Here is a 22,132-nt window from a genome sequence, read left to right on the forward strand (position 1 = left end):
TCGGCGAGCCGATGTGGCTCTTAAAAGATGTGGCTCTTAAAAGGCGGGTCATTCCACAGACTCCGCCAGGCATTCCCGAAGATCAGAGAGCCATTATCCGACAGGTGTTGTTGGGATTCGCCGATGCTATTCAGTCACCAAGGGCACCATAGTAGCAAACGCCCGATTTCATGCGATACAGTGAACCGCAGATCCATGAAAGACGCAATGCTGATCGGTCGTTGACCTATTTGCAAATCCGTCTGTTCTCATTTGCAAAGTTTTTCAAGTTTGCAAATGGATGGGTTGTGGTTTGCAAACCTATTATAGTTTGCGGCTCATCAACATATATTTTTCTCGGGCAGAGAAGCCGGAACGCGCATAAAGCCGGTGCGCTGCTTTATCAGAACGGTCCACCTCCAGATGGATAGCTTTCAAACCAGCACCGGCCAGAGCGCGGGGAAGGCTTTGCAAAGTCTCCGATGCGATGCCGCGACCTCGCACACCAGGGCGCACATAGATTTCATCAATAAACCCATCCAGCCCACCGAACTCCAGCGACCATCCAAAGGTGATGACCACATAGCCGATGGGTGCTCTTGGAGGCCCGATCAGATATGCAGCACCATGCGGTGAGCCCTCCAGCAGCGGCGCGATGCCAGCGCGGCGCGCATCGGGTTCCAAGATTATTCCGCTTTCAAGATGAAACGCGGCCACCAGCGCGTCGAGCCGATCCAAATGCTGCGGTGTCGCCAGCGTAAGGGCGGCGCTCACAGCCGCGCCAGCCTCTCTGTCAGCAAGGTGAAAAACCCATCAGCGTCCAGATCGCCAATGAAAAGCGCATTTGCCGGGCGCTGCGTCACCCCCCACCAATCCGCCACGGTCATGCCCATGGTCAATTCCGACGTCGTTTCAATTTCAACATTGATATGGCGACCGGAAAATAACTCAGGATCAATGAGATAGGCGATCACACAGGGATCATGCAACGGCGCGCCATCCGAACCATATTTGGTCTTGTCGAAACGCTCGAAAAAATCCGTCATGTCAGCAACGGCGCGCCCGACAGGCGTGTTCAAAACCCTAAAGGCGGTATTGCGGGGGGAGGTCACCAGCGCCTTATGGGTGACATCCAGCGGCATGACCACGATGTCGATCCCGGATTTGAACACGATATCGGCCGCCTGTGGATCGACATAGATGTTGAATTCAGCGGTCGGCGTGATGTTGCCGACTTCGAAATAGGCACCCCCCATTAATACGATTTGTTGAACGCGATCGGCGATGTCCGGGGCTTTTTGCAGCGCCGTGGCGATATTCGTGAGGGGTCCCAGGGCGCAGAGGATCACAGTCCCGGCAGGCTCATCGCGCAGGGTCTCGATCAGGTAATCCACCGCATGACCAGATTTCAGCGCCATTTTGGGGTCGGGCAACACGGGCCCGTTCAACCCGGTCTCACCATGGACATGCTCGGCTGTGACCAACTCTCGCCCCATCGGTCTGTCGCAACCCGCATATACAGGGATATCAGTTGCGCCCGCTAACTCACAGATAATAAGCGAATTTTTTGATGTGAGCGGTAGTGGCACATTCCCCGCCACACAGGTAATTCCCAGAACGTTCACGTCTTCGGGACTGGCAAGTGCCATAAGAATCGCGACGGCGTCGTCTTGACCGGGATCGGTATCGATGATGATTTTGCGGGGGGACATTTTGGCTCCAGATTCGACCGAGGCGAACCCTCGCAAGACCTGCCTGCTTTGTCCAGCCGGTCCACGTTGAATGCGCGGTATCCTGTTTCACGATATGGCGCGAAACCTCATGCGGCCAGAAGTTCACCGCCTTTGAGCACCGTCAATGCTGCAATTCTATCGCCGTCAAAGATGGAGCGTATGAACGTAAGAGTTTTTTGCGAGGCCCAAACGCGCGCCTGGGCAAAAAGGAGGCATCATGGAAGCATTAAGGTTGCATGTGAAAATGCTTGATACATTTGAATCACATGTGATCGATCAGTCGCGCTCGGCCTTTTTGACGGTCTCCCAGAGCGCATCCATTTCGGCCAGATCACTCTGAGAGGGTGTTTTGCCGCGCGCCGCCAGCCGGGCCTCGACCGCTTCAAAGCGGCGCGTGAATTTGGCATTGGCCGCGCGCAGGGCGGCTTCGGGGTCCAGCCCCAGGTGACGGCCCAGATTGGCCATGACAAAAAGCAGATCGCCATATTCCTCTTCGACTTCGGCCTGGCTCAGCTGGTCTTTGGCCTCGACCAACTCGCCAGCTTCCTCCACGATCTTGTCGAGCACCTCGCTGGTGGAGGGCCAGTCAAAACCAACCCGCGCCGCGCGTTTTTGCAATTTCAGCGCCCGCAGCAAAGCAGGCAACCCGATCGCAACCCCCGTCAACGTGCCTTTTTGCGCCTTGCCCGCACGCTCAGCCGCCTTGATCGCTTCCCAGTCGGCACTTTGCTGCGCGACGCTTTTGTCCCGCGATGCATCGCCAAAAACATGCGGGTGACGCGCGACCATCTTGTCGGAAATTGCCTGCACGACCGTATCAAAACTAAAATGCCCGGCCTCTTCGCCCATCGCCGCATGATACACGGTTTGCAACAGCAAATCGCCCAATTCGCCTTCGAGGTCGGGCCAATCTTTGCGCGCAATGGCATCCGCCACCTCATAGGCCTCTTCGATGGTACAGGGAGCGATTGTGTCGAAATCCTGCGCGAGGTCCCAGGGGCATCCGGTTTCGGGGTCCCGCAGACGTCTCATAATTTCCAGCAGACGCGCAATGCCCGCATTACGGTCGTGGATCAAGTCTTCAGCCATTGCAGGTTGCCCATCTGTCATGTCACAAGCACCTGACAAATAATTCGATAAGGAGTCCAGCCCATGCCCGTGGTAAATCGCATTGCCGATATGAGTGCTGAAATGACCGCCTGGCGCCGTCACTTGCATAGCATTCCCGAACTTGGGCTCGACTGTCACCAGACGGCGGGTTTTGTGGCGGAACGTTTGCGCGCATTCGGGGTGGATGAATTGCACGAGGGCATTGCCAAGACGGGCTTGGTGGCGATCATAAACGGCCAAGGCACAGGGCCGACGATTGGGCTGCGCGCGGATATGGACGCTTTGCCGATCACCGAGGAGACCGGGGTTGAGTATGCCTCGACCCATCCGGGTAAAATGCACGCCTGTGGACATGACGGGCATACTGCGATGTTGCTGGGGGCAGCGAAATACCTGGCGGAGACGCGCAATTTTTCAGGCCGGGTTGCGCTGATCTTTCAGCCCGCTGAGGAATTTGGGGGCGGCGGCGAGGTGATGGTACAGGAGGGGATCATGGACCGTTTCGACATTGCGCAGGTCTATGCCATCCACAACGCGCCGGGCAAGGATTTCGGCAGTTTCAACACCACGCATGGCGCCATCATGGCGGCGGCGGATACGTTTCACATTCACATCACCGGGGTTGGCGGTCACGCGGCGCGTCCGCACAGTTGCGTTGATCCCGTGATCGCGGCCTGTTCCATCGTTCAGGCGTTGCAGAGCATCGTGAGCCGCAACCGGGACCCCAAGGATGCGCTGGTGATATCCACCACGCAGATCCACACCGGTACGACGGATAATGTGATTCCCGAAACCGTCTATATCAATGGGACGGTGCGCACCTTTGACAAGGAGGTGCAGGCCATGGTCGTGCGTCGCATGGAAGAGATCGTGGCGGGGCAGGCGGCGTCCTTTGGGTTGGAGGCGCGGTTAGAGTTTGAATATGGCTACCCGCCCACGATCAATGATGATGCCAAAGCGGGGTTTGCCGCAGAGGTTGCGGCGGAGATCGCGGGCGAAGGGGCGGTGGATGACAACATCACGCCGGTCATGGGGGCAGAGGATTTTTCCTATATGTTGGAGGCGCGTCCCGGTGCCTATTTGATGTTGGGGCAGGGCGAGGGTGCGGGCGTACACCACCCCAAATACAATTTCAACGACGAGATCGCGCCCATTGGCGCGTCGTTTTTCGCGCGGCTGGTGGAGCGGGCACAGCCTGTGGCGGGGGCGTGAACCGTGGCGCTTGAAGATGCAAAGACGCAGATGGATCACGCTTTTACCCGCGAGGACTTGAAGGGGCCGAGTTTCGAGCTGACCTTTGGCGGCGCGACCTCCTTTTTGCGGCGCAAATACACCAAGGACCTGACCGGTGTGGACATCGCCGTGACAGGTGTGCCTTTCGATCAGGCGGTAACCAATCGACCGGGCACCCGCTTGGGTCCGCGTGCGATCCGCGAAGCCTCCACGTTGCAGGCCCCGGATGCGCCCTATGGCTGGCCGTTTGACGTGTTAAGCGAGCGGGCCATTGTGGATTACGGCGATCTGGCCTTTGATTACGCGAATGTCCCGGCATTTCCGGCTGCGCTTAGCGCCCATATTCGCACCATCCTAGAGGCAGATGTGGCGAGCGTGGTTTTAGGCGGGGATCATTATATTACCTTTCCGATCCTCAAGGCCTATGCGGAGAAATTTGGGCCTATCAGCCTGGTGCAATTTGATGCGCATACCGACACTTGGCCGGATGATGATTTTGCCCGCGTGGATCATGGGACGATGTTTTATAAGGCCGTGAAGTCGGGCATCATTGATCCCGCCACCAGCGTTCAGGTCGGCATTCGTACCACCAATGAGGATACGCTCGGCGTCACAATCATTGATGCGCGCGAGGTGCATGAAAAAGGCCCCGCCGCCGCCGTGGCGCGGATCAAATCGGTGCTGGGTGCGCGGCCCTGTTATCTGACATTTGACATTGACGCGCTTGACCCGGCCTATGCGCCTGGAACGGGGACGCCGGTCTGGGGCGGGCTGACGTCGGCGCAGGCGGGCATGATGCTGCGCGATCTGGCCGGGATCAACATTCAGGGTGGCGATGTGGTCGAGGTCTCTCCACCCTTTGACACCGCGGGGGCGACCGCGATTGCGGGCGCGCATGTGGCGACGGAAATACTGAGCCTTTTGGGCTGGCGGATGCGACAAGAGGGTTCAGCATGAGCAAGAAAAACCAACCGATGAGCGGCAATGACCTTGCCCGCTTCTCTGGCACCGGCAGCTTTATGCGTTTACCTTTTGTTAATGACCTCAAAGGGTTGGATGTGGCGGTTTTAGGCATACCGATCGACATCGGAACGTCCTGGCGCTCGGGTACGCGGTTTGGCCCCAAAGAGGTACGCTCGCAATCGGCGATGATCCGACCCTATCATATGGGCACGGGGGCTGCCCCGTTTGACAGCCTGCAAGTGGCGGATATTGGTGATCTGGCGATCAATACTTTCTCGCTGCCCGAAAGCCTTAAGATCATCGAGGAGAGCTACGATTCGGTTTTGAATTACGACGCGATGCCGATCGCGATTGGCGGGGATCATTCGATCACATTACCCATCCTGCGGGCGATGAAAAAGCGGCATGGGCCAGTGGCTTTGGTACATGTGGATGCCCATGCGGATGTGAATGATCAGATGTTTGGCGAGCGCGAAACCCATGGCACCGTCTTCCGGCGCGCCCATGAAGAGGGGCTGATCCTGCCCGAAAAAACCTATCAAATTGGGCTGCGCGGCACGGGCTATACGGCGGAGGATTTCAGCGAGGCGCAGAAATGGGGCTTTCAGCAATTCCCCGCACAGGAGCTTTGGCACCGGACCCTCTCAACGCTGGGGGGCGAAGTGCGCCGCGATATCGGACCGGAAACCCCGGTCTATGTCAGCTTTGACATTGACAGCCTCGACCCGGCTTTTGCGCCGGGCACCGGTACGCCCGAAATCGGCGGGCTCACCACCGCGCAGGCGATGGAATTGATCCGCGCGCTCAAGGGGTTGAACATCGTGGGCTGCGATCTGGTCGAGGTCTCCCCGCCCTATGATCTGAGCGGTAACACGGCGCTGGTTGCGGCGAATCTGTTGTTTGAAATGCTCTGCGTTCTGCCGGGTGTGGCGTATCGTTAGGGCCGGAGTGTTTTGAGTATTTAGGGCCAAAAGAAGGGACAGAGGTGTGAAAATGGTTGGGGGTTTGCTAGTCGTTCTGGTGTTGGCGTTTGCGGCCTACGTGCGCTTTGCCCCTTTGCCGGTTGAGCAGTGGCATGTCCCGGTGACGGCGCGCGCGGATGCGGATAGAGCCGATGGTGCGGCGCGGATTTTGCAAGGCGGTGCACAGAAATTCGAAGGCTTGAACCAGGCCATGGCCAATATGGCCCGCACGCGGGTTTTGGCCGGATCGCTGGAGAGCGGGCGCATCACCTATGTCACACGCTCTGCCGTCTTCGGCTTTCCCGATCTGACCACCATCGAGCGGGTGGGCGATGAAATCCGATTGCATGCCCGTTTGCGCTTTGGGGCCTCAGATCTGGGGGTCAATCGGAAACGACTGGAGGGGTTGATCGCCACCGTGCAGGGAGGATGACAGGCACCCCGGTTCGACTTCGCGCCACATTGGGACATTCAGCGACATCTGGCATTGCGCCATGAACATCCGGCCATCGACTTGCAGACAAATGGTCTGGCCAAGCTCCACGCGCGATCCCGACCGATCCGTGCAGTAACACTCGACGGTTTTGCCGCTTGGGCTTGTGACATCCGCGATCCCGGGCAGCCCCAGGCAAATCAGGAATAGAGTCAGTTTTTTCATGCACAGATATTAGCATGCGCACCGCTCTTGACCAATGGCTTTCAATGTCGGACAGAACACCATGATCCCACGTGAGCGACTAGAACAGATAACGGCGCGCTTCCAATATCTTGAGGCGGCGATGGCAACCGGTGATGCGGTGGCGGATATTGCGACGCTGGCGCGTGAATATTCCGATCTGCGCCCCGTGGTGGAGCAGATCGCGACCTATCGCCAGTTGCAGACCGAACTGGAAGACGCCCAGGAGATGCTATCGGACCCGGATCTGACGGTCCTGGCACAGGAAGAAATTCCGCGCATCAAAGCGGCCCTTCCCGAGGCAGAGGCGGCGTTGCAATTGGCCTTGCTGCCCAAAGATAAGGCGGATGCGAAACCGGCGATGCTTGAAATCCGCCCCGGTACGGGCGGGGATGAGGCGGCATTATTCGCCGGGGATCTGTTGCGGATGTATCAGCGGTATGCCGAGAGCATGGGCTGGCAATTTGACATCATCGAGCTTCAGGAGACTGAATTGGGTGGCGTCAAGGAGGTTGTGGCGCACATCAAGGGGCAAAACGTTTTCGCGCGGCTCAAATACGAGAGCGGCGTGCACCGTGTCCAGCGCGTGCCCAGCACCGAAAGCGGCGGGCGCATTCATACATCGGCGGCCACGGTTGCGGTCCTGCCCGAGGCCGAGGACGTGGACATCCAGATCGACGCCAATGACTTGCGCATTGATACGATGCGTTCTTCGGGCGCGGGCGGGCAGCATGTGAATACAACCGATAGCGCCGTGCGCATCACCCATATTCCCAGCGGGCTCGTCGTGACGAGTTCCGAAAAATCGCAACACCGCAATCGCGATATCGCGATGCAGGTTTTGCGTGCCAAGCTCTATGATCAGGAACGCGCGCGTGTGGATGGTGAACGTTCCGCCGATCGTGCCGCACAGGTTGGCTCGGGGGATCGGTCTGAGCGAATCAGAACCTATAATTTCCCACAGGGGCGTATGACGGATCACCGCATTAACCTGACGCTCTACCGGCTGGATGCGGTGATGCAGGGCGATCTGGACGAGATTGCCGATGCGCTGACGGCGGATGCGCAGGCGCGCCTGATGGCGCAGATGGGCCAATGACCGCGGCTGAGGCCATGGTCGCGGCCACCGCGCGGTTGCGCGCGGCGGGGGTGCCCGATCCGGCCCGTGATGCACGTGTCTTGCTGGCGCATGCGGCATCGGTGGATGCGGCGCGTGTGACATTGATTGCGCCCGAAGACATCGCGCCCGACATTGCTGAGCGGTATGATAATCTGATCGCGTTGCGGGCCGTGCGGGTGCCGGTGTCGCAATTGATCGGTGCGCGTGAGTTTTACGGGCGCTCCTTTGACATCAGCCGGGACGTGCTGGACCCGCGCCCGGAAACCGAAGCCCTGATCGAGGTGGCTTTATCGGCACCTTTTGAGCGGGTGCTTGATTTGGGAACCGGGTCTGGCTGCATCCTGGTGACGCTTCTGGCGGAGCGCCAGGATGCCCAGGGCGTCGGCATCGACATCAGCGGAGGTGCCTGTCTGCACGCCAGCGCGAATGCCGCACGTCACGGTGTGGCGGCGCGCGCGGATATCCTGCTGTCGGATTGGTTTACGGCCGTTGAGGGGCGGTTTGATCTGATCGTCGCCAATCCGCCCTATCTCAGCGCGCGCGAAATGGAAGAGGTGCAGCCGGAATTGCGCGAGCATGAACCGCGCCTTGCTTTGACGGATGAGAAGGACGGGCTGACCGCTTATCGGACCATCGCCGCACAAGCGCAGGGGTATCTATGCGCACAGGGTCGCGTTCTGGTTGAAATCGGCTGGCAACAAGGGCGCAGCGTAACGGAAGTCTTTCGGGCGCAAGGATGGGGTGAGGTGACGATTCTCCCGGATATGGGGGGGCGTGATCGGGTGGTTTGTGCCGCGAAACCCGGCTGATACCACCTGAAAACGCAGGAAAAATCAGCAAATATAGTTAAAATTCAGTATTACCCCTTGCAGCATGGCGCACAGCATGCTTATTCAACGGTGTTGCAGCGGTGGAGGCTCAGTGAGCGGTCCCGCGCGGCATTATGCCCAACATATCATTACCCCGGTTTTCAAAGAGCGCGCGGCGCCCCCGGTTACACGTTTCACAGCACGAAGGCTGAGCCAACCTCATGAAATCATCGAGATCCCGGTCCCGCTCGAAGAGCAACCGCAACCGGTCCCATCAGGGCAATCAAGGCGGCAATGTCGTCAACCGTGTATTTGACAGTTCCGGGCCGGAAGGCAAAGTGCGTGGCACACCGCAACAGATCATCGAAAAATACAATCAGCTGGCGCGCGATGCCCAGCTGAGCAATGACCGGGTGGCGGCGGAGAACTTTCAGCAGCACGCGGAACATTATACGCGGATGCTGGCCGAGGCGCAGCGCGAGATTGACGCGCGCCGCGAAGAGCAGGACCGCCAGAACCGCGAGCGTCAGGCTGAACGTGACCGCGAGCGCGCAGAACGTCAGGAGCGCGATGCCGCGCAGGCCGCCGAACAGCCCGCAGCAGCCCCCGCACAGCCCGAGCCCGTGCCCGAAGAGGCAGAGAGCAATCTGGTCGAAACACCTGAAAGCCAGCCTCAGCCGAAACCAAAGCCAAAGCGCGCGCCACGGCGCAAACCGCGTCCGAAACCGGAAGCAGCCGACCAGGCACAGCCAAGCGGGGGCGATGCGCCTGAAGCTGCCGAATAGCTCAGATCAAGGGGCTGCGATGGCGCGGGCAAGCGCGCAAAACCCCTCAAGGGGCACTTGTTCCGCGCGGTCTGTGGGTTTCAACCCAGCCGCGAGCAGACGGTCTTCGATATCCGGTGCCACACCCTTTAGCGCGGAGCGCAGCATTTTGCGTCGTTGGTTGAACGCGGTGGCGACCACATGGCTCAACACGGCTGCATCCGCCGGGTAGCGCGGTTCCGGCAATGCCGTGAGATGCACAACGCTGCTCGACACTTTGGGCGGCGGTGTGAAGGCTTCGGGGGGCAGTTGCAAAACGATCCGAGCATCAGCGCGCCACTGCGCGAGCAGGGCGAGGCGGCCATAGGTTTTGCTGCCGGGCCGGGCCACGATACGCTCGGCGACTTCGCGTTGGAACATCAAGGTCAGGCTCTGCCAGAAGGGCGGCCATTCCTTGGGCGTCAGCCAGCGCACCAAAAGTTCGGTCCCGATATTATAGGGCAAGTTGGCCGCAACCCGAATGGGCGGGCTCAGATGGGCGAGCGGGTCAATCTCAAGCGCATCGCCCTCCAGAATGGTCAACCGATCCGGATAGGTCGCGGCAATTTCCGCGAGCGCGGGCAGGCATCGCACGTCTTTTTCAATGGCCAAAACATGGCGCGCGCCCTCCGATAGCAAACCGCGCGTTAACCCACCGGGACCGGGGCCGATTTCAAGCACATCGCATTGGGTCAAATCCCCCGCCTGGCGCGCAATCTTGGCCGTGAGGTTCAGATCCAGCAAGAAGTTTTGCCCCATGGATTTGCGCGCCTGCAAATCATGGGTGCGGATCACGTCGCGCAGCGGCGGCAGGCTGTCGATTGTGGACATGCCCTAACCCGCGCGCGCCATTTTCGCGGCCAGTTTCAGGGCCTCGATCATGCTGCTCGGATTGGCCAGCCCCTTGCCTGCGATATCAAAGGCGGTGCCGTGATCGGGCGAGGTGCGCACAAAGGGCAAGCCCAGCGTGACGTTGACGCCGCGGTCAAAATCCAGCGTCTTGATCGGGATCAACGCCTGATCATGATACATTGCGATGGCCGCATCATAGCCCGCGCGGGCGGCGGCGTGAAACATCGTGTCGGCGGGCAGGGGGCCGCGCAAATCATGCCCTTCACCGCCCATCTGGTCGATCAGATCGGCAATCCACTCAAGCTCCTGACGCCCCATCGCACCGCCTTCGCCTGCGTGGGGGTTCAACCCGGCCACGGCAAGACGCGGCTTGGCAATGCCAAACTGGTCATGCAAGGCCCGAGCGGTGATCTCGATGGTCTCGCGCAGCAGATCCGGGGTCAGGGCATGCGGCACATCCTCCAGGGCAATGTGGATGGTGGTCGGCACCACGCGCAATTGTTCCGAGGCCAGCATCATAATCGCGCGTCCGCCCCCTCCCAAATCCGACAGGTATTCGGTGTGGCCGGGATGGGCAAAGCCGGCCCCATCCATCAGCGCCTTTTTGTGGATCGGTGCGGTGCACAGCGCGCAGGCCTGTCCGGTTTGCACCAGCCCCACGCAGGCGGCAATCACGTCAATCACACCCTTGGCATTGCGCGGATCGGGGATGCCGGGTGTTATGGCGCTGGCAAAGGGGTGGTGCAGGACGGGCAGGGCGTTTTGCACCACATCGGACGCCTCCGCCAAATCGGTGATTGTCTGGAAAACGCTGCCTGCGGGCAGGTGGCGCGTATCGCCCATCCACACCATGTTAACGTCGGATTTCAGCGCCTCCCAAGCCCGCACCGCGATTTCGGGGCCAATGCCCGCCGGTTCACCGCAGCTGATGATCACGGGTGCCGGGCGGCGTGTCACGGGGTCACGATGCGGGCATCTGCGCGCAATTGATCCAGAAGGCTGTCGGCATAGGCGTTGATCCGGTTGGAGCGCAGGGCGGCGGCGGCATCCTCGCGCGCGACCTCTTCGTTGACCTGCGAGGTGCGCCCGCACATCATCAGGAACACAAGCGTTTGCCCCCCGTTGCGCGTGAGCGCGGTGGAAACCTCACCGGGGTCAAGTTTGCTGAGTTCGATCGCGATGTCTTGCGGGATGTCGGCGGGCGGCAGGACGGTGCGTTCAAGTATGCCTTCGGGCTCACCCTGGGCTTCGCCATAGAGATCATCGCATTGATCCACACGTGCTCGCAATTTATCCGCGGCAGCCAAACCCGCCGCCGTGCGCCCACCGGCGATGTAATAAGCGGCGTAGTCGATTGCAGCAAAAGCCTGGCTCGGTGCGCCGGTCTCCTCAATGTCGCGCAGTTGAAACAAAGCCACGGCATCGGGAATATTAAGCGGGTCGGTCACATCCCCCGGTGCCAGCGACAACAGCAAGGGCCGCAGCACGGGAGGCAGATTGTTCAGGTCCTGCCAGGGCAGACGTCCGCCATCATCGCGTGACGCCGTTGCGGAAAATTCACGCGCATAATCGGAAAACACCTCCTGGGAGGCGGAGTTGGCAATCTCGATGGCCAGTTGGTTAACCTCCTCGCGCCGCTCGGGTGGGGCGGGGATGATGATCTCCGAGACCAACACGCGGATTCCGGTCGTCCCCACGGTGGAGCCAAGCGCCCGATCAATTTCGGCTTCGGTGATCTCCACACGCGCACCAAATCGCGCCGCAATCAAGTCACGCCAGGCGATGCCCACTTCGATGAAGTCGCGAAAGCTTTCTTCGGCAACACCGTTTTCTTGCAACGCGGTGAGGAATTGATCTTTCTCCATATTGGCCCGCCCGGCGAATTCGGCGATCCCGTTTTCCACGCCCTCCTCGGTCAGCACCAGTCCGGAGCTGTCAATGGCCTGGGATTGAAGGCGTTCATTCACCAGAAGCTCGATCACAGCGTCCCGGTTGGAACCGGGCGCATTGAGCAAGCGCAAAAAGGTAATGCGCTGTTCCACCTCATACTCGGTCACAAGATCGTCATTGACCAAAACAACGGGGTCAAAGAGGTTCTGGGCACCAACAGGGGCCGCCACGGCCAAGCTGCATCCCAGCGCCAAACCCCGTATCATACTGCTTGCTACGCTCATTTTCTTATTTCCCGCATGTTCTTGTGTAGGTTTCGGTGCCTTTGCGCGCTGAAAACCCGCGTAGCCCGATGGATAAGCCCAAAGTCGTTGAAGGTGCAAGGCTTCGGGAGGTGGCGTAGTCGCGGCTGACGGCAAAATTCACCGAAACGCATTCGTTGTTATAGGTGAGGCCCATGCCAAGGTTGGCGGCGCGATCCAGAGCGATATCATACCGCCAGTTGGCCGAGGTGGTCCAGTATTTGTTGACGCGGTAAGCACCCCGCAGCGCGACCTCGGCAATACTGTCAGGCCGTTCCTCAACCGCGTCCTGCGTCAACCAGACGTAGCTGCCCGACAGGCTGCCCCGGTTGTGAATGTAATTCCCACGGATTTCGGCTTTGGAAAAATCAAACCCATCGTCAAACAGGGTGCGCGCGGTGATCGACCAATCGTCTTGAGATTTGACCTGACCGGCGATCAGGTAATTTGATGTCGTCCCGGTCAGCCCGGAGGTCACGGTAAAGGCCTCATCGGCCTCATCGCGCAGCACCTGACCCAATGTCAGGGAGGTATCATACCCGTTGGGATTAAACCGTGCCCAGTTTATGCCCAGGGCCGTGGCGCGTCCACGCTCGCGCCGGTCGGGCTCAGGAAAACGCGACAGGGAAATCAGATTGCCCCCGTCAAATTCGACGCGTGTGCTTTCCTCATTGGGGATGTTCAGGCGATTGCCGCCCGTCCAGGCAAATTGGACGATGGGTTCAAGCAGCTCGCTGACGCCGCCCGCGGTGGTGCGCGCCATGGGGTAGCGAAACGCGACCCGAGCGTGTGGGCTGAGTTGGGTCTGGTTTTGGGGCACGGTGCTGTCCTGGGTGATATTGAACAGGTCAGCCGCCGCCCCCAGAACCACCTCGCTGCGCAACCCTTGGGCCAGCGTCCAGCTGCGCAGCCAATCGACTTCGGTGCTAAAGCGTCCGACGTCACGCCCCACGATATCATCATCCGAATAGCGATAATGGTTGTGCCCATTCACATCCAGCCGCAATTCGCCGCCCATGGCCTGTGGAAAAAACCGGGCCTCGTAAATCCCATCCGCGACGATTGTGGGAAGTTCGGCGTTAACATCCGCATCGCGCAGGGATTTGAAGGCGATCACGCTTCCCGAGATAAATTCATCCCGGCGCGCCCGGCTGATCGTCAGCGCGCTGTCCAGGCGATCCTTGCCCGAGAAGGAATAATTGCTCAGATAGGCATCATCAGAGGTAATCTCGACATCAAAATTCAGGCGAAAGTCGTTTTTAAGGTCAAAGGCCCCCGCCCCAAACACATAGCCGCGGATCTCACCGGGGCGAATGTCATCACGGCTGATGGCCCCGTTGAACTCAATGCGCCCCCGAACGAAAGCCTGGCGGTAGCGCAATTCCAGCGTGCGCGTGTTTGCCGACAGATAGGGGGTTACGGTGAGGTCACGATCCTCTGCCAGCTCGATAAAATAAGGGATTTTGATCCCCGTGTCCAATTCGCTCGTGGTCCGCAAAGAGGGGATCAGAAACCCGGTAGCGCGCTCAACTGTGGGGTCCGGCAGGCGCAGTTGTGGCAAGTAGAGAATGGGAATGTTGAGGACGCGAAACTGTGCACCGTCGAAATAAAGCTGGCGTTCTTCTTTGTCATGCACAACGCGTTTGGCACGGATTTCCCACAGCGGAGGCCGCCCGTCATCGCAGACTTTGCAAGAGCTGACGGTGGTTTTGTAAAGCTGGCTATAGCGGCTGTTGACCCGTTGGAGTTGAACGGCAGAAAGCTGAAGTTGCTGGTTCAGCACCATCCGCGCGCTGGTTAACAGGCCGGTTTGCAAACTGGTGTCCAGTTCCGCCGCAGAGCCAAGGATGGTGATACCTTCGCCGTCCTGAAGCGTGATCGGGCCGGTGATGGTGAGCGCACCCGTCTGGCGGTCATAGCTTATTTCTGTTGCGGTGATACGTGTGCTGCCCTGGAAGGCTTCGACATTGCCGCGTGCGACCAGCGTTCGGTCATTTGTGATGAACAACTCATCCGCAATCAAAACCGCCGGAACGGGGTCGCTCTCCTGTGCGACAAGCGCGAGCGGGCACAGCAGAGCGATGCAAAAGAGGAGTGCGCGCAACATGGTTTCAACCATCCTCCGCATGCAACAGGAGCCCAAGGGCCAACAAAACAGCCGCAATTGGGGGCGCCCAGGCTGCGAGGTAAATGGGAATCTGCCCGTTTTCCCCCAAAATCTGTGCAAAACTACGAATGAAATACAAGCTGAACCCCAAAAGCACTGCGGCCAGCACCGCAGTGCCGGTCCCTCCAAAACGGGTATGGCGCATGGTAAAGGCGCTCGCAATCAAAACCATCGACATCAAAAAAAGCGGGCGCGCCAGCTCCGACTGAAACCAGACCCGATGTTGGCGCGACGAAAACCCGGCGCGATCCAGTTGTTCGATGAATTCGGGCAGTTTCCAGATTGAAATCGCACCGGGGCGGGCAAAGCTCTCGCGGATGCGCTCGAGTGTCAGGCTGGAGGCGATGAAAAACTCATCATGCGTCTGAGCGGTTGCTTCTGAGTTCAACCCCTCTTTGAGTTTCCAAAGCTTGGCATCGCGCAGCAGCCATCCGCCCTCCTGCAAGGCGGCGCTGCGCGCTGCGATCCGGCGCACGGGTCCTTCTCCGGGCATGTAGGTGATGATTGTGACGTCATAAAGCACGGAGGCGTCGGAATTGGTGCGCCATGCGCGGATCACCGATTGCCCGTCACTGTCGCCCTGGCGCAGCCACAGACCTTCGCCGGAAATCGACAGCGCAGAGGCCAAACCGGTGCGGTATTGTTCGGCCAGTTCCACATAACGTTTCGAGGTGCCGGCCACGATAGGGTTCAGGGTGCTCACGGCCAGAACCCCGATGATCAGGGCCACGACCAGCGGCGCAATCAGCGCGTTCAGGCCCGAGCGCCCCGCAGCCCGCGTGGCCACAAGCTCAGAGGAGCGCGCTAGCCCGATGAACAGAGCAATCGTGGCCAGAATCATGATCAAGGGCAGAATTTCATTGATCGTTTGCGGCGCATTCAGCAGCGTCAGACCGACGATTCGGGCAAAACTAACGTCCAGATCCCCAAAGCTGCGGGCCTGATCCACGAGATCCACCAGCGCCACGAGGGAAAATAAGACGGCCGTCAACAGAAAGAAACTAAGGGCAAACCGGCGCGCGAAGTAGAAGTGCAAGATCATGTGGTGACCTCTGTCGATGGCGCGGTGGGGCGTCTGCGTCCTTTGGGCCGCGCCACATACCACAGCATCAAGAACGCTAGAACCGCGCCAAAGAGGACCGGCGCATAGAGCAGGGGCCAGAGGCGCAGATCATCGCGCACCGGGTTTTGCAATGTCGAGCGCGCACCGTTGATCAGCAACAGCAAGCCAAAGGCGATCACAACTTCACGCCACACTCCGAACCGCGAATATCCGCCCACGATCAGCGTGGTGAACCCAATCAGAGCCGCGACGATGCAAAACAGTGGTTCTGCGAAACGGGAATGAAATTCTTCGACCAGATGTCCCTCGGGCTGTGCGGTCCGTCTAGATAAAACCTCCCATGGCTCCATCAAATCCGGTGTGATCATGTTGCGGGCGATCAACCCGTTGGCGGTATCATTTTGAACCAGCGTGCTGATATCAAATGAAAAATCTTGAAAGTTGGCGGTGGCAAGCCGGTTGGTGACCTTGCTGATGCGTTGCACCACACCGTCCAGCATGATCAGCGTGGTCGTATCCTGATTGCGAATCAAATAGGCCTCATTGGCAGTATAGATCACGCCCTCTTCGGGTTTGCGCCCATCAGAGAGGAAAACATCCCGCAGGACTCCTTCTTCGGTAATCGTACCGGCATAGAAGGTGACGGATTTCGAGGGGTGCAGGAAGGTGCCCTCAGTGAGCAGGCGGGAGGTCGCATTTTGTGAGATCTCGGCCTCTCTTTCGCCCAGTTGATCGAGGGCCAGCGGCAAAAGCAGATGATGCAGCACCGAGGACATCAGGAAAACGATAACCCCGAAAATCAGAACCGGGCGGGCGAGGCGAAACGGGCTGGAGCCGGTCGCCTGCATCACGGTGAGTTCGCTTTCATTATTCAGTCGGTTGGTCACGTAAACCGTCGCGGCGAATGCCGAGATCGGCAGTACCGTGGTGATCAGTTTGGGCAGCCCAAGTGCTGTGAACTCCAGAAAAACCAGCGCGGATTGGCCGTCGCTGATCAGGCGATCAAACAGGATGACCGCGCGGTTGATCCAGAAAACGGCGACCAGCACCAACGAGAAAAACCCGAATAACACAAGCAGTTGCGACAGCACGTATCTGTCGATTCTACTCACCACGGTCCCCTTTTGCTCAAACACTTACCTTGTGGGAACGATAAAGCAATCTGGCGCGCTGTAAAACTGCTATCTGGTCATTGGCAAAGGAGCGCGCTAGGTCAGAGTCCAGTTTAATTTTTTGAAAGGCCAGTCTCATGACCCTGCTCACCTCAGTCACATTCACGCAAACGGATATCGAACGGCTTGCGGCGCATGAGGGTCGCATTGGCATCATCGTGGAGACCACGGGTCGGTTGGATGTGGCGGGGCGCCGGGTTAACCGTTTGAGCAAAGGGGCCTTGAAGCGCGCGGTGGATGCGCATGTTGAAAAGGGCACCAAGGAGGGCGACAGCTTGATCCTGGCCTATCCGGCGGGCATGGCGGCGGAGGCGGTTGATGTGCTGTTTCTTGGACGATCTGCCACCGAGACCGTCGCGCGCCATGCGGGGGCCGCATTGGGATCGCAGCGCGGCAAGGCAAACCTGTTGATTGCGACAGGGTCGTTGCGGCGTGCGGCGCATCTTGTGCAGGGTGCCGTCTTGCGCGATTACCGGTTTCGCGATCACAAGACGTCCGATGATGCCGCCGCGGGTTCGATCGAGGTCATGTGCAATGACGCCGCGCGCGTTGAGGCGGCGGCGGCACCATTGCTGGCGGTCGCGGATGGGACATTCATGACCCGCGATCTGGTCAATGAACCCGCCAATATCCTGACAACCACAGAGTTTGCCGATCGTCTGGCCGAGATGGAAAAACTGGGCCTGAAAGTCGAGGTGCTGGAGGAAGATCAGCTTGAGGCTTTGGGCATGCGCACCCTGCTCGCCGTCGGGCAGGGCTCGGCCAGCCCCTCCAAAGTGGTGGTGATGCAGTGGCAAGGCGGCGAGGCGGGCGCAGCACCCCTCGCGTTGATTGGTAAGGGTGTGGTCTTTGACACCGGGGGCATCAGCCTGAAACCAGCCGGTGGCATGGAAGACATGACCATGGATATGGGCGGTGCGGGCACTGTGGCGGGCGTCATGCGCGCGCTGGCGTTGCGCAAGGCCAAGGCCAATGTTGTCGGGCTTGTCGGACTGGTGGAAAACATGCCTTCCGGCACGGCGATCCGTCCGGGGGATGTGGTTCACACGATGAAGGGCGATACCGTTGAGATCCTCAATACTGATGCGGAGGGGCGTTTGGTGCTCTGTGATGTGATGTGGTACGCGCAGGAGCGTTTTGAGCCTGCGGGTATGATTGATCTGGCGACCCTGACGGGCGCGATCATCATCGGTCTGGGCCATGAAAACGCAGGCGTGTTTTCCAATGATGATACGCTGTGTAATGCCTTTTTGAAGGCCGCGGCCTCCGAAGAGGAGGGTGCCTGGCGCATGCCTTTGGGACAGGCCTATGATGACATGCTGAAATCGCCGATTGCGGATATGAAGAATATTGGCGGTCGACCTGCCGGATCAATCACGGCGGCGCAATATCTGTTGCGCTTCGTCAAGAAAGACGTGCCTTGGATCCACTTGGACATCGCGGGTGTGGCTTCGTTGAAAACACCCTCAAAGCTTGCACCCAAAGGTGCCACGGGCTGGGGGGTGCGGGCGCTGGACCGGCTTGTGGCTGATATGTTCGAAAAGGGCTGATCCTTGGGCAGCGCGCTGTTTTACCACCTGACGCGGCGTCCGATGGAAGAGACGCTGGCGATGTTGCTGGGCAAGGCAACCGGGGCGGGGATGCGCGTGATTGTGCGCGGCTCGGATCTCGCGCGTCTGGGCTGGTTGGATGAAAAGCTGTGGCAGGGTCCCGAGGATGGGTTCCTGCCGCATGGTCTGGCGGGGGGCGAGCAGGACGCAATGCAGCCCGTTTTGCTGACCCTGGCGCAGGACAACCCCAACGGGGCCACCTGTTTGATGAGTGTGGATGGGGCGAGTGTGAGTGCGCAGGACGTTGATGGCATGGAGCGGGTCTGCGTGCTGTTTGATGGGAACGATGCGGAAGCCCTGGAGGTTGCACGCGGCCAGTGGAAGACATTGAAAGACGCAGGGACATCCGCGCAATATTGGTCCGAAGAAACGGGGCGTTGGGAGAAAAAAGCCGAAACCGGGGTATAGGCGGGGGCATAGGTGGCCTGAAAGCCCACCTTACGGCGTGTCCCTATCGTGTCAGCGTCAGTTCGCCGCCGGAGATTTCGATCTTGCCCCAGCGTTGCAGATAGCTCATGCCCAGCAGGCTTTGGGACATCTCGCCGCTGTTGACCACCGCCGTGACGTGCTGATCGATGGCCGGTCCGAGGCGCAGGGTGTCAAGGCGCACCGGGGCTGTGCGCACCTCGCCATTGGCCGTCATCGCGCGCCCGGTGAAGTTGAGATCCTCAGGATGCAGCCCGGCCGCTGACGCATCCGCGCGGGTCAGCACGATTTCGGTGGCCCCTGTATCCAGGACAAATCGTACGGGTGCGCCGTTGATTTCAGCGGCGATATAGTAATGCCCATCGGGGCTGCGCGGGACGATGATCTTGCCGGCTTCGGCAAAGACGGATTGTTGCGGGCGCACCGTCTGGCTGATGTCATCCCAAAGGCCGTAGGCTGCGATGGCACCCAAAAAGATGAACCCCCAGAGCGCGGCCTGTTGCAGGGTCTTGTTCATGGATTGGCGGTTCTGCGTAAAGAACCAACCGCAGATCATCAGGACCAGCAGGATAAGGTAGATCAGGCGGCCTGTGTCGTTGCTATCCACGCTGGGCTCCTTTTGTGCGTCACCTTGATATAGGCGGTTTGGTGCGCGATTTCAGCCCGCACCCGGTCCGAAGCCAAAGGCGCTCAGCCCATCGAGCACGAATTGTACCGAAAGTGCGGCGAGCAGCATTCCCAGAAGCCGGGTCACCACGGTGATGCCGGTTTTGCCCAAGGCCCGCTCAATCAACCCGCTGGCCAGGAAAAACGCCATCACGATCAACATCACGCAAGCGGTTGCACCCAGGACGATCACCGTGCCCTCAACGCCGGGCCGTTGTCCCATCAGCAAGATCACCGACGCGATGGAGCCGGGTCCCGCGATCAGCGGAATGGCAAGGGGGAAGACGGATGGGTCGTCGCTCTCTTCTTCTTCGCTCTGATTTTCGCGGCGTTTGGTGCGGCGTTCAAAGAGCATATCGAGCGCGGTCAGGAACAATAAAACCCCGCCCGCCACACGGAAAGCCGCCATCGAGATACCGATAAAAGACAGCAGCGCCTCGCCGAAGGCGGCAAAGGCCAGCAGGATCAGGATCGCGGTACCGGTTGCGCGCAGGGCAATGCGCCGTCTGAGCGCGGGGGTCATGCCCTGGGTCAGTGCCACAAAGAGCGGCGCGAGACCGATAGGGTCGATGACCACCAACATGGTCACAAATGAAGTGATGAGAAAGGCGGTGTCGATTGTCATTTAGCCGACCATAGGCCAAGCCGAGACCAGCGCATAGATACCGGAATTGTAAATTTCGATCATGCCTGCGCCTTTTCGAGTTTTTCCAGCGCGCTCATCCACATGCCCTCTGCACGCTCAAGGGCGGTCATGACTTCGGCGTATTTCTTGTTCCAGACCTCCAATTCACCCGCCTTGCCATCCTCATAAAGCGCGGGGTCGGCCAGCTTTTTGGCCAGCTTGTCTCGCATCTCGTTGAGTTTTTCGACGCGGGCCTCAGATTTGCGGGTCTCGGATTTCAGCGAAAGAATGTCCTCGCGGCTGGCGCGTTTCGGCTTTGGCGCATCCTGCGGCTTCTTGCCGGTTTTTGACACGGGCTTTGCGGGTGCCAGCAACATTTTGCGATAAGCTTCGAGATCATCCTCATATGGTTTCACGGTTCCATCCGACACCAGCCAGAGGCGATCCGCGACCATCGACAACAGATGCATGTCATGACTGACAAGGATCACCGCGCCGGAATAGGCGGTCAGCGCCTCAACCAGCGCCTCGCGCGATTCGATATCAAGGTGGTTAGTCGGCTCATCCAGGATCAGCAGATGCGGGGCGTGCAGCGTGGCCAGCAAGAGCGACAACCGCGCTTTTTGTCCGCCCGAAAGACGCCCCACTTCGGTTTCCGCCTGATCCGGCCCAAGACCAAAACCGGCCATTTGCGCGCGCAGTTTGGAGTGTAAAATGCCGGGACGGGCGGAAATCATGTGCTGCAAAGGCGTTTCATTGATGTGCAATTCATCGACCTGATGCTGGGCGAAAAAACCGATGCGCAGCTTATTTGACTGCACCGATTTGCCGTTCATCAGCACAAGGCGGTTGGAGAGCAGTTTGGACAGGGTCGATTTGCCCTGACCGTTCTTGCCCAAAAGCGCGATGCGGTCGTCCTGATCAATGCGCAGGTTCAACCGGCTCAGCACAGGCGTATCCGTATAGCCAACCGCGCCGCCCTCGATAGAAATGATCGGGGGGGACAGCTCTTCGGGTTCGGGAAAGGTAAAGACGCGCTTGGCCACCTGTTCGGGGCTGGCGATCATATCCATTTTCTCGATCATCTTGAGGCGGGATTGCGCCTGTTTAGCCTTGGACGCCTTGGCTTTGAAGCGATCCACAAAAGCCTGCATGTGGTCCTTGCGGGCCTGTTGTTTTTTGGCCATGGCCGCTTGCACCGCGCGCTGTTCGGCGCGTTGGCGGGCGAATTGGTCATAGGGGCCTTGGTAAAACGTCAGCTTGCGTTCTTCCAGATGCAGGATCGCGCCGACCGCCCGGTTCAACAACCCGCGGTCGTGGCTGATGATGATCACGGTATGAGGATAGCGCGCGAGGTAGGCCTCAAGCCAAAGCGCGCCCTCAAGATCCAGATAGTTCGTCGGTTCATCAAGCAGCAACAGATCGGGCTGCGCGAAAAGCACCGCCGCCAGCGCCACACGCATTCGCCAGCCGCCCGAAAAATCGGAACAGGGCATTTGCTGTTCGGCGTCATCAAACCCGAGACCCTTGAGGATCGTGGCCGCGCGGGCCTCGGCAGACCAGGCGTCGATATCGGCCAATCGCGTTTGAATTTCGGAAATGCGGGCGGGATCAGTGGCGGTTTCGGCCTCCTGCATCAGGGACGCGCGTTCGGTGTCCGCTTCAAGCACTGTGTCGATCAGGGAGGTGGCGGAGGAGGGCACTTCCTGGGCCACGCCGCCAATCTTGGCGCGGCTGGGCAGGGACAAGGCACCCCCATCCAGGCCCAATTCACCCCGGATGATGCGAAACAACGTGGTTTTGCCTGCGCCATTGCGCCCCACGAGCCCGACTTTATGACCATCGGGAATGACGGCGCTGGCCCCTTCAAAAAGCGGACGGCCTTCGACGGAATAGCTGATATCTGAAATGCGTAACATGGCCGCTGCACTGAACCACGCTTGCTGCCATGTCAATGCATCCGGCCCATCA

Annotated in this window: 22 protein-coding genes; 9 read left to right on the plus strand and 13 right to left on the minus strand. The window is 59.4% G+C overall.

All coding sequences use genetic code 11. The features are described 5' to 3' along the window. Positions 1-303: 303 nt before the first annotated feature. From ROLI_RS09495 to mazG, 3 genes are all read right to left on the minus strand, one after another. Positions 304-753, minus strand: coding sequence for a GNAT family N-acetyltransferase (locus ROLI_RS09495; protein WP_187430371.1), 450 nt, complete (start codon positions 751-753; stop codon positions 304-306). Further along, positions 750-1,691 carry a nucleoside hydrolase gene (locus ROLI_RS09500; protein WP_187430372.1) on the minus strand — a complete coding sequence of 314 codons (942 nt, stop codon included), beginning with the start codon at positions 1,689-1,691 and terminating at the stop codon, positions 750-752. Before ROLI_RS09500 ends, ROLI_RS09495 begins: the two co-directional genes overlap by 4 nt. 297 nt (positions 1,692-1,988) lie before the next feature. Then, complete coding sequence (gene mazG, locus ROLI_RS09505) at positions 1,989-2,801, minus strand: nucleoside triphosphate pyrophosphohydrolase (protein ID WP_187430373.1); 813 nt, start codon at positions 2,799-2,801, stop codon at positions 1,989-1,991. 63 nt (positions 2,802-2,864) lie between these two features. Here mazG and ROLI_RS09510 point away from each other — a divergent pair, with 63 nt between their 5' ends. Genes ROLI_RS09510 through ROLI_RS09525 form a run of 4 tightly spaced genes read left to right on the plus strand, consistent with a single transcriptional unit; the run spans position 2,865 to position 6,413 of the window. After that, the gene (locus ROLI_RS09510) at positions 2,865-4,034 is read left to right on the plus strand and encodes a M20 aminoacylase family protein (RefSeq protein WP_187430374.1); all 1,170 of its coding nucleotides are present in this window, start codon (positions 2,865-2,867) and stop codon (positions 4,032-4,034) included. A 3-nt stretch (positions 4,035-4,037) separates the two neighbouring features. After that, entirely contained in the window at positions 4,038-5,012 is a 975-nt protein-coding gene (gene speB, locus ROLI_RS09515; protein WP_187430375.1) for an agmatinase, read from the plus strand. After that, positions 5,009-5,959, plus strand: coding sequence for an agmatinase (gene speB / locus ROLI_RS09520; RefSeq protein ID WP_187430376.1), 951 nt, complete (start codon positions 5,009-5,011; stop codon positions 5,957-5,959). The genes speB (ROLI_RS09515) and speB (ROLI_RS09520) overlap by 4 nt, the downstream gene beginning before the upstream one ends. 52 nt (positions 5,960-6,011) lie before the next feature. Next, positions 6,012-6,413 (plus strand): DUF1499 domain-containing protein, encoded by a 402-nt coding sequence (locus ROLI_RS09525; RefSeq protein ID WP_222869541.1) that lies wholly within the window; start codon positions 6,012-6,014, stop codon positions 6,411-6,413. On the opposite strand, the gene ROLI_RS09530 is transcribed toward ROLI_RS09525, so the two are convergent. After that, positions 6,351-6,638, minus strand: a complete 288-nt coding sequence (locus tag ROLI_RS09530; protein WP_187430378.1) for a hypothetical protein — start codon at positions 6,636-6,638, stop codon at positions 6,351-6,353. The two genes, ROLI_RS09525 and ROLI_RS09530, sit on opposite strands and share 63 nt — an antisense overlap. Positions 6,639-6,699: 61 nt before the next feature. Here ROLI_RS09530 and prfA point away from each other — a divergent pair, with 61 nt between their 5' ends. The 3 genes from prfA to ROLI_RS09545 all read left to right on the plus strand — a co-directional run bounded on the left by prfA (position 6,700) and on the right by ROLI_RS09545 (position 9,370). After that, positions 6,700-7,755, plus strand: coding sequence for a peptide chain release factor 1 (gene prfA, locus ROLI_RS09535; protein WP_187430431.1), 1,056 nt, complete (start codon positions 6,700-6,702; stop codon positions 7,753-7,755). Beyond that, entirely contained in the window at positions 7,752-8,585 is an 834-nt protein-coding gene (gene prmC / locus ROLI_RS09540) for a peptide chain release factor N(5)-glutamine methyltransferase (RefSeq protein WP_262386524.1), read from the plus strand. The genes prfA and prmC overlap by 4 nt, the downstream gene beginning before the upstream one ends. Positions 8,586-8,806: 221 nt before the next feature. Further along, positions 8,807-9,370 carry a DUF4167 domain-containing protein gene (locus ROLI_RS09545; protein ID WP_187430379.1) on the plus strand — a complete coding sequence of 188 codons (564 nt, stop codon included), beginning with the start codon at positions 8,807-8,809 and terminating at the stop codon, positions 9,368-9,370. 6 nt (positions 9,371-9,376) lie between these two features. Here the strand turns inward: ROLI_RS09545 and rsmA are convergent, their stop codons facing one another. Genes rsmA through lptF form a run of 6 tightly spaced genes read right to left on the minus strand, consistent with a single transcriptional unit; the run spans position 9,377 to position 16,774 of the window. Beyond that, the gene (gene rsmA, locus ROLI_RS09550) at positions 9,377-10,219 is read right to left on the minus strand and encodes a 16S rRNA (adenine(1518)-N(6)/adenine(1519)-N(6))-dimethyltransferase RsmA (RefSeq protein ID WP_187430380.1); all 843 of its coding nucleotides are present in this window, start codon (positions 10,217-10,219) and stop codon (positions 9,377-9,379) included. Positions 10,220-10,222: 3 nt separating this feature from the next. Further along, the gene (gene pdxA, locus ROLI_RS09555) at positions 10,223-11,197 is read right to left on the minus strand and encodes a 4-hydroxythreonine-4-phosphate dehydrogenase PdxA (RefSeq protein WP_187430381.1); all 975 of its coding nucleotides are present in this window, start codon (positions 11,195-11,197) and stop codon (positions 10,223-10,225) included. Beyond that, positions 11,194-12,414, minus strand: coding sequence for a peptidylprolyl isomerase (locus ROLI_RS09560; protein ID WP_187430382.1), 1,221 nt, complete (start codon positions 12,412-12,414; stop codon positions 11,194-11,196). Before ROLI_RS09560 ends, pdxA begins: the two co-directional genes overlap by 4 nt. Before the next feature lie 4 nt (positions 12,415-12,418). After that, positions 12,419-14,539, minus strand: a complete 2,121-nt coding sequence (locus tag ROLI_RS09565) for an LPS-assembly protein LptD (RefSeq protein WP_262386525.1) — start codon at positions 14,537-14,539, stop codon at positions 12,419-12,421. A 4-nt stretch (positions 14,540-14,543) separates the two neighbouring features. Then, positions 14,544-15,641, minus strand: coding sequence for an LPS export ABC transporter permease LptG (gene lptG, locus ROLI_RS09570; RefSeq protein ID WP_187430384.1), 1,098 nt, complete (start codon positions 15,639-15,641; stop codon positions 14,544-14,546). After that, a complete protein-coding gene (lptF, locus tag ROLI_RS09575) occupies positions 15,638-16,774 on the minus strand; it encodes an LPS export ABC transporter permease LptF (protein WP_187430385.1) in 1,137 nt (378 codons plus the stop codon). The genes lptG and lptF overlap by 4 nt, the downstream gene beginning before the upstream one ends. Positions 16,775-16,911: 137 nt before the next feature. Here lptF and ROLI_RS09580 point away from each other — a divergent pair, with 137 nt between their 5' ends. Beyond that, complete coding sequence (locus ROLI_RS09580; protein WP_187430386.1) at positions 16,912-18,384, plus strand: leucyl aminopeptidase; 1,473 nt, start codon at positions 16,912-16,914, stop codon at positions 18,382-18,384. A 3-nt stretch (positions 18,385-18,387) separates the two neighbouring features. Further along, positions 18,388-18,852: a DNA polymerase III subunit chi gene (locus tag ROLI_RS09585; RefSeq protein WP_187430387.1), complete on the plus strand. Its 465-nt coding sequence runs from the start codon at positions 18,388-18,390 to the stop codon at positions 18,850-18,852. A 43-nt stretch (positions 18,853-18,895) separates the two neighbouring features. Here ROLI_RS09585 and ROLI_RS09590 read toward each other — a convergent pair whose 3' ends face one another. The 3 genes from ROLI_RS09590 to ROLI_RS09600 are packed head-to-tail and all read right to left on the minus strand — an operon-like array spanning position 18,896 to position 22,080. Then, positions 18,896-19,477: a TIGR02281 family clan AA aspartic protease gene (locus ROLI_RS09590; RefSeq protein ID WP_187430388.1), complete on the minus strand. Its 582-nt coding sequence runs from the start codon at positions 19,475-19,477 to the stop codon at positions 18,896-18,898. A 51-nt stretch (positions 19,478-19,528) separates the two neighbouring features. After that, positions 19,529-20,161 (minus strand): MarC family protein, encoded by a 633-nt coding sequence (locus ROLI_RS09595; RefSeq protein ID WP_187430389.1) that lies wholly within the window; start codon positions 20,159-20,161, stop codon positions 19,529-19,531. Positions 20,162-20,220: 59 nt separating this feature from the next. Then, on the minus strand, positions 20,221-22,080 hold the full coding sequence (locus tag ROLI_RS09600) for an ABC-F family ATP-binding cassette domain-containing protein (protein WP_187430390.1): 1,860 nt from the start codon (positions 22,078-22,080) through the stop codon (positions 20,221-20,223). Between the last annotated feature and the right edge of the window lie 52 nt (positions 22,081-22,132).

It is taken from the genome of Roseobacter fucihabitans (genome assembly GCF_014337925.2).
Classification (GTDB): Bacteria; Pseudomonadota; Alphaproteobacteria; order Rhodobacterales; family Rhodobacteraceae; genus Roseobacter; species Roseobacter fucihabitans.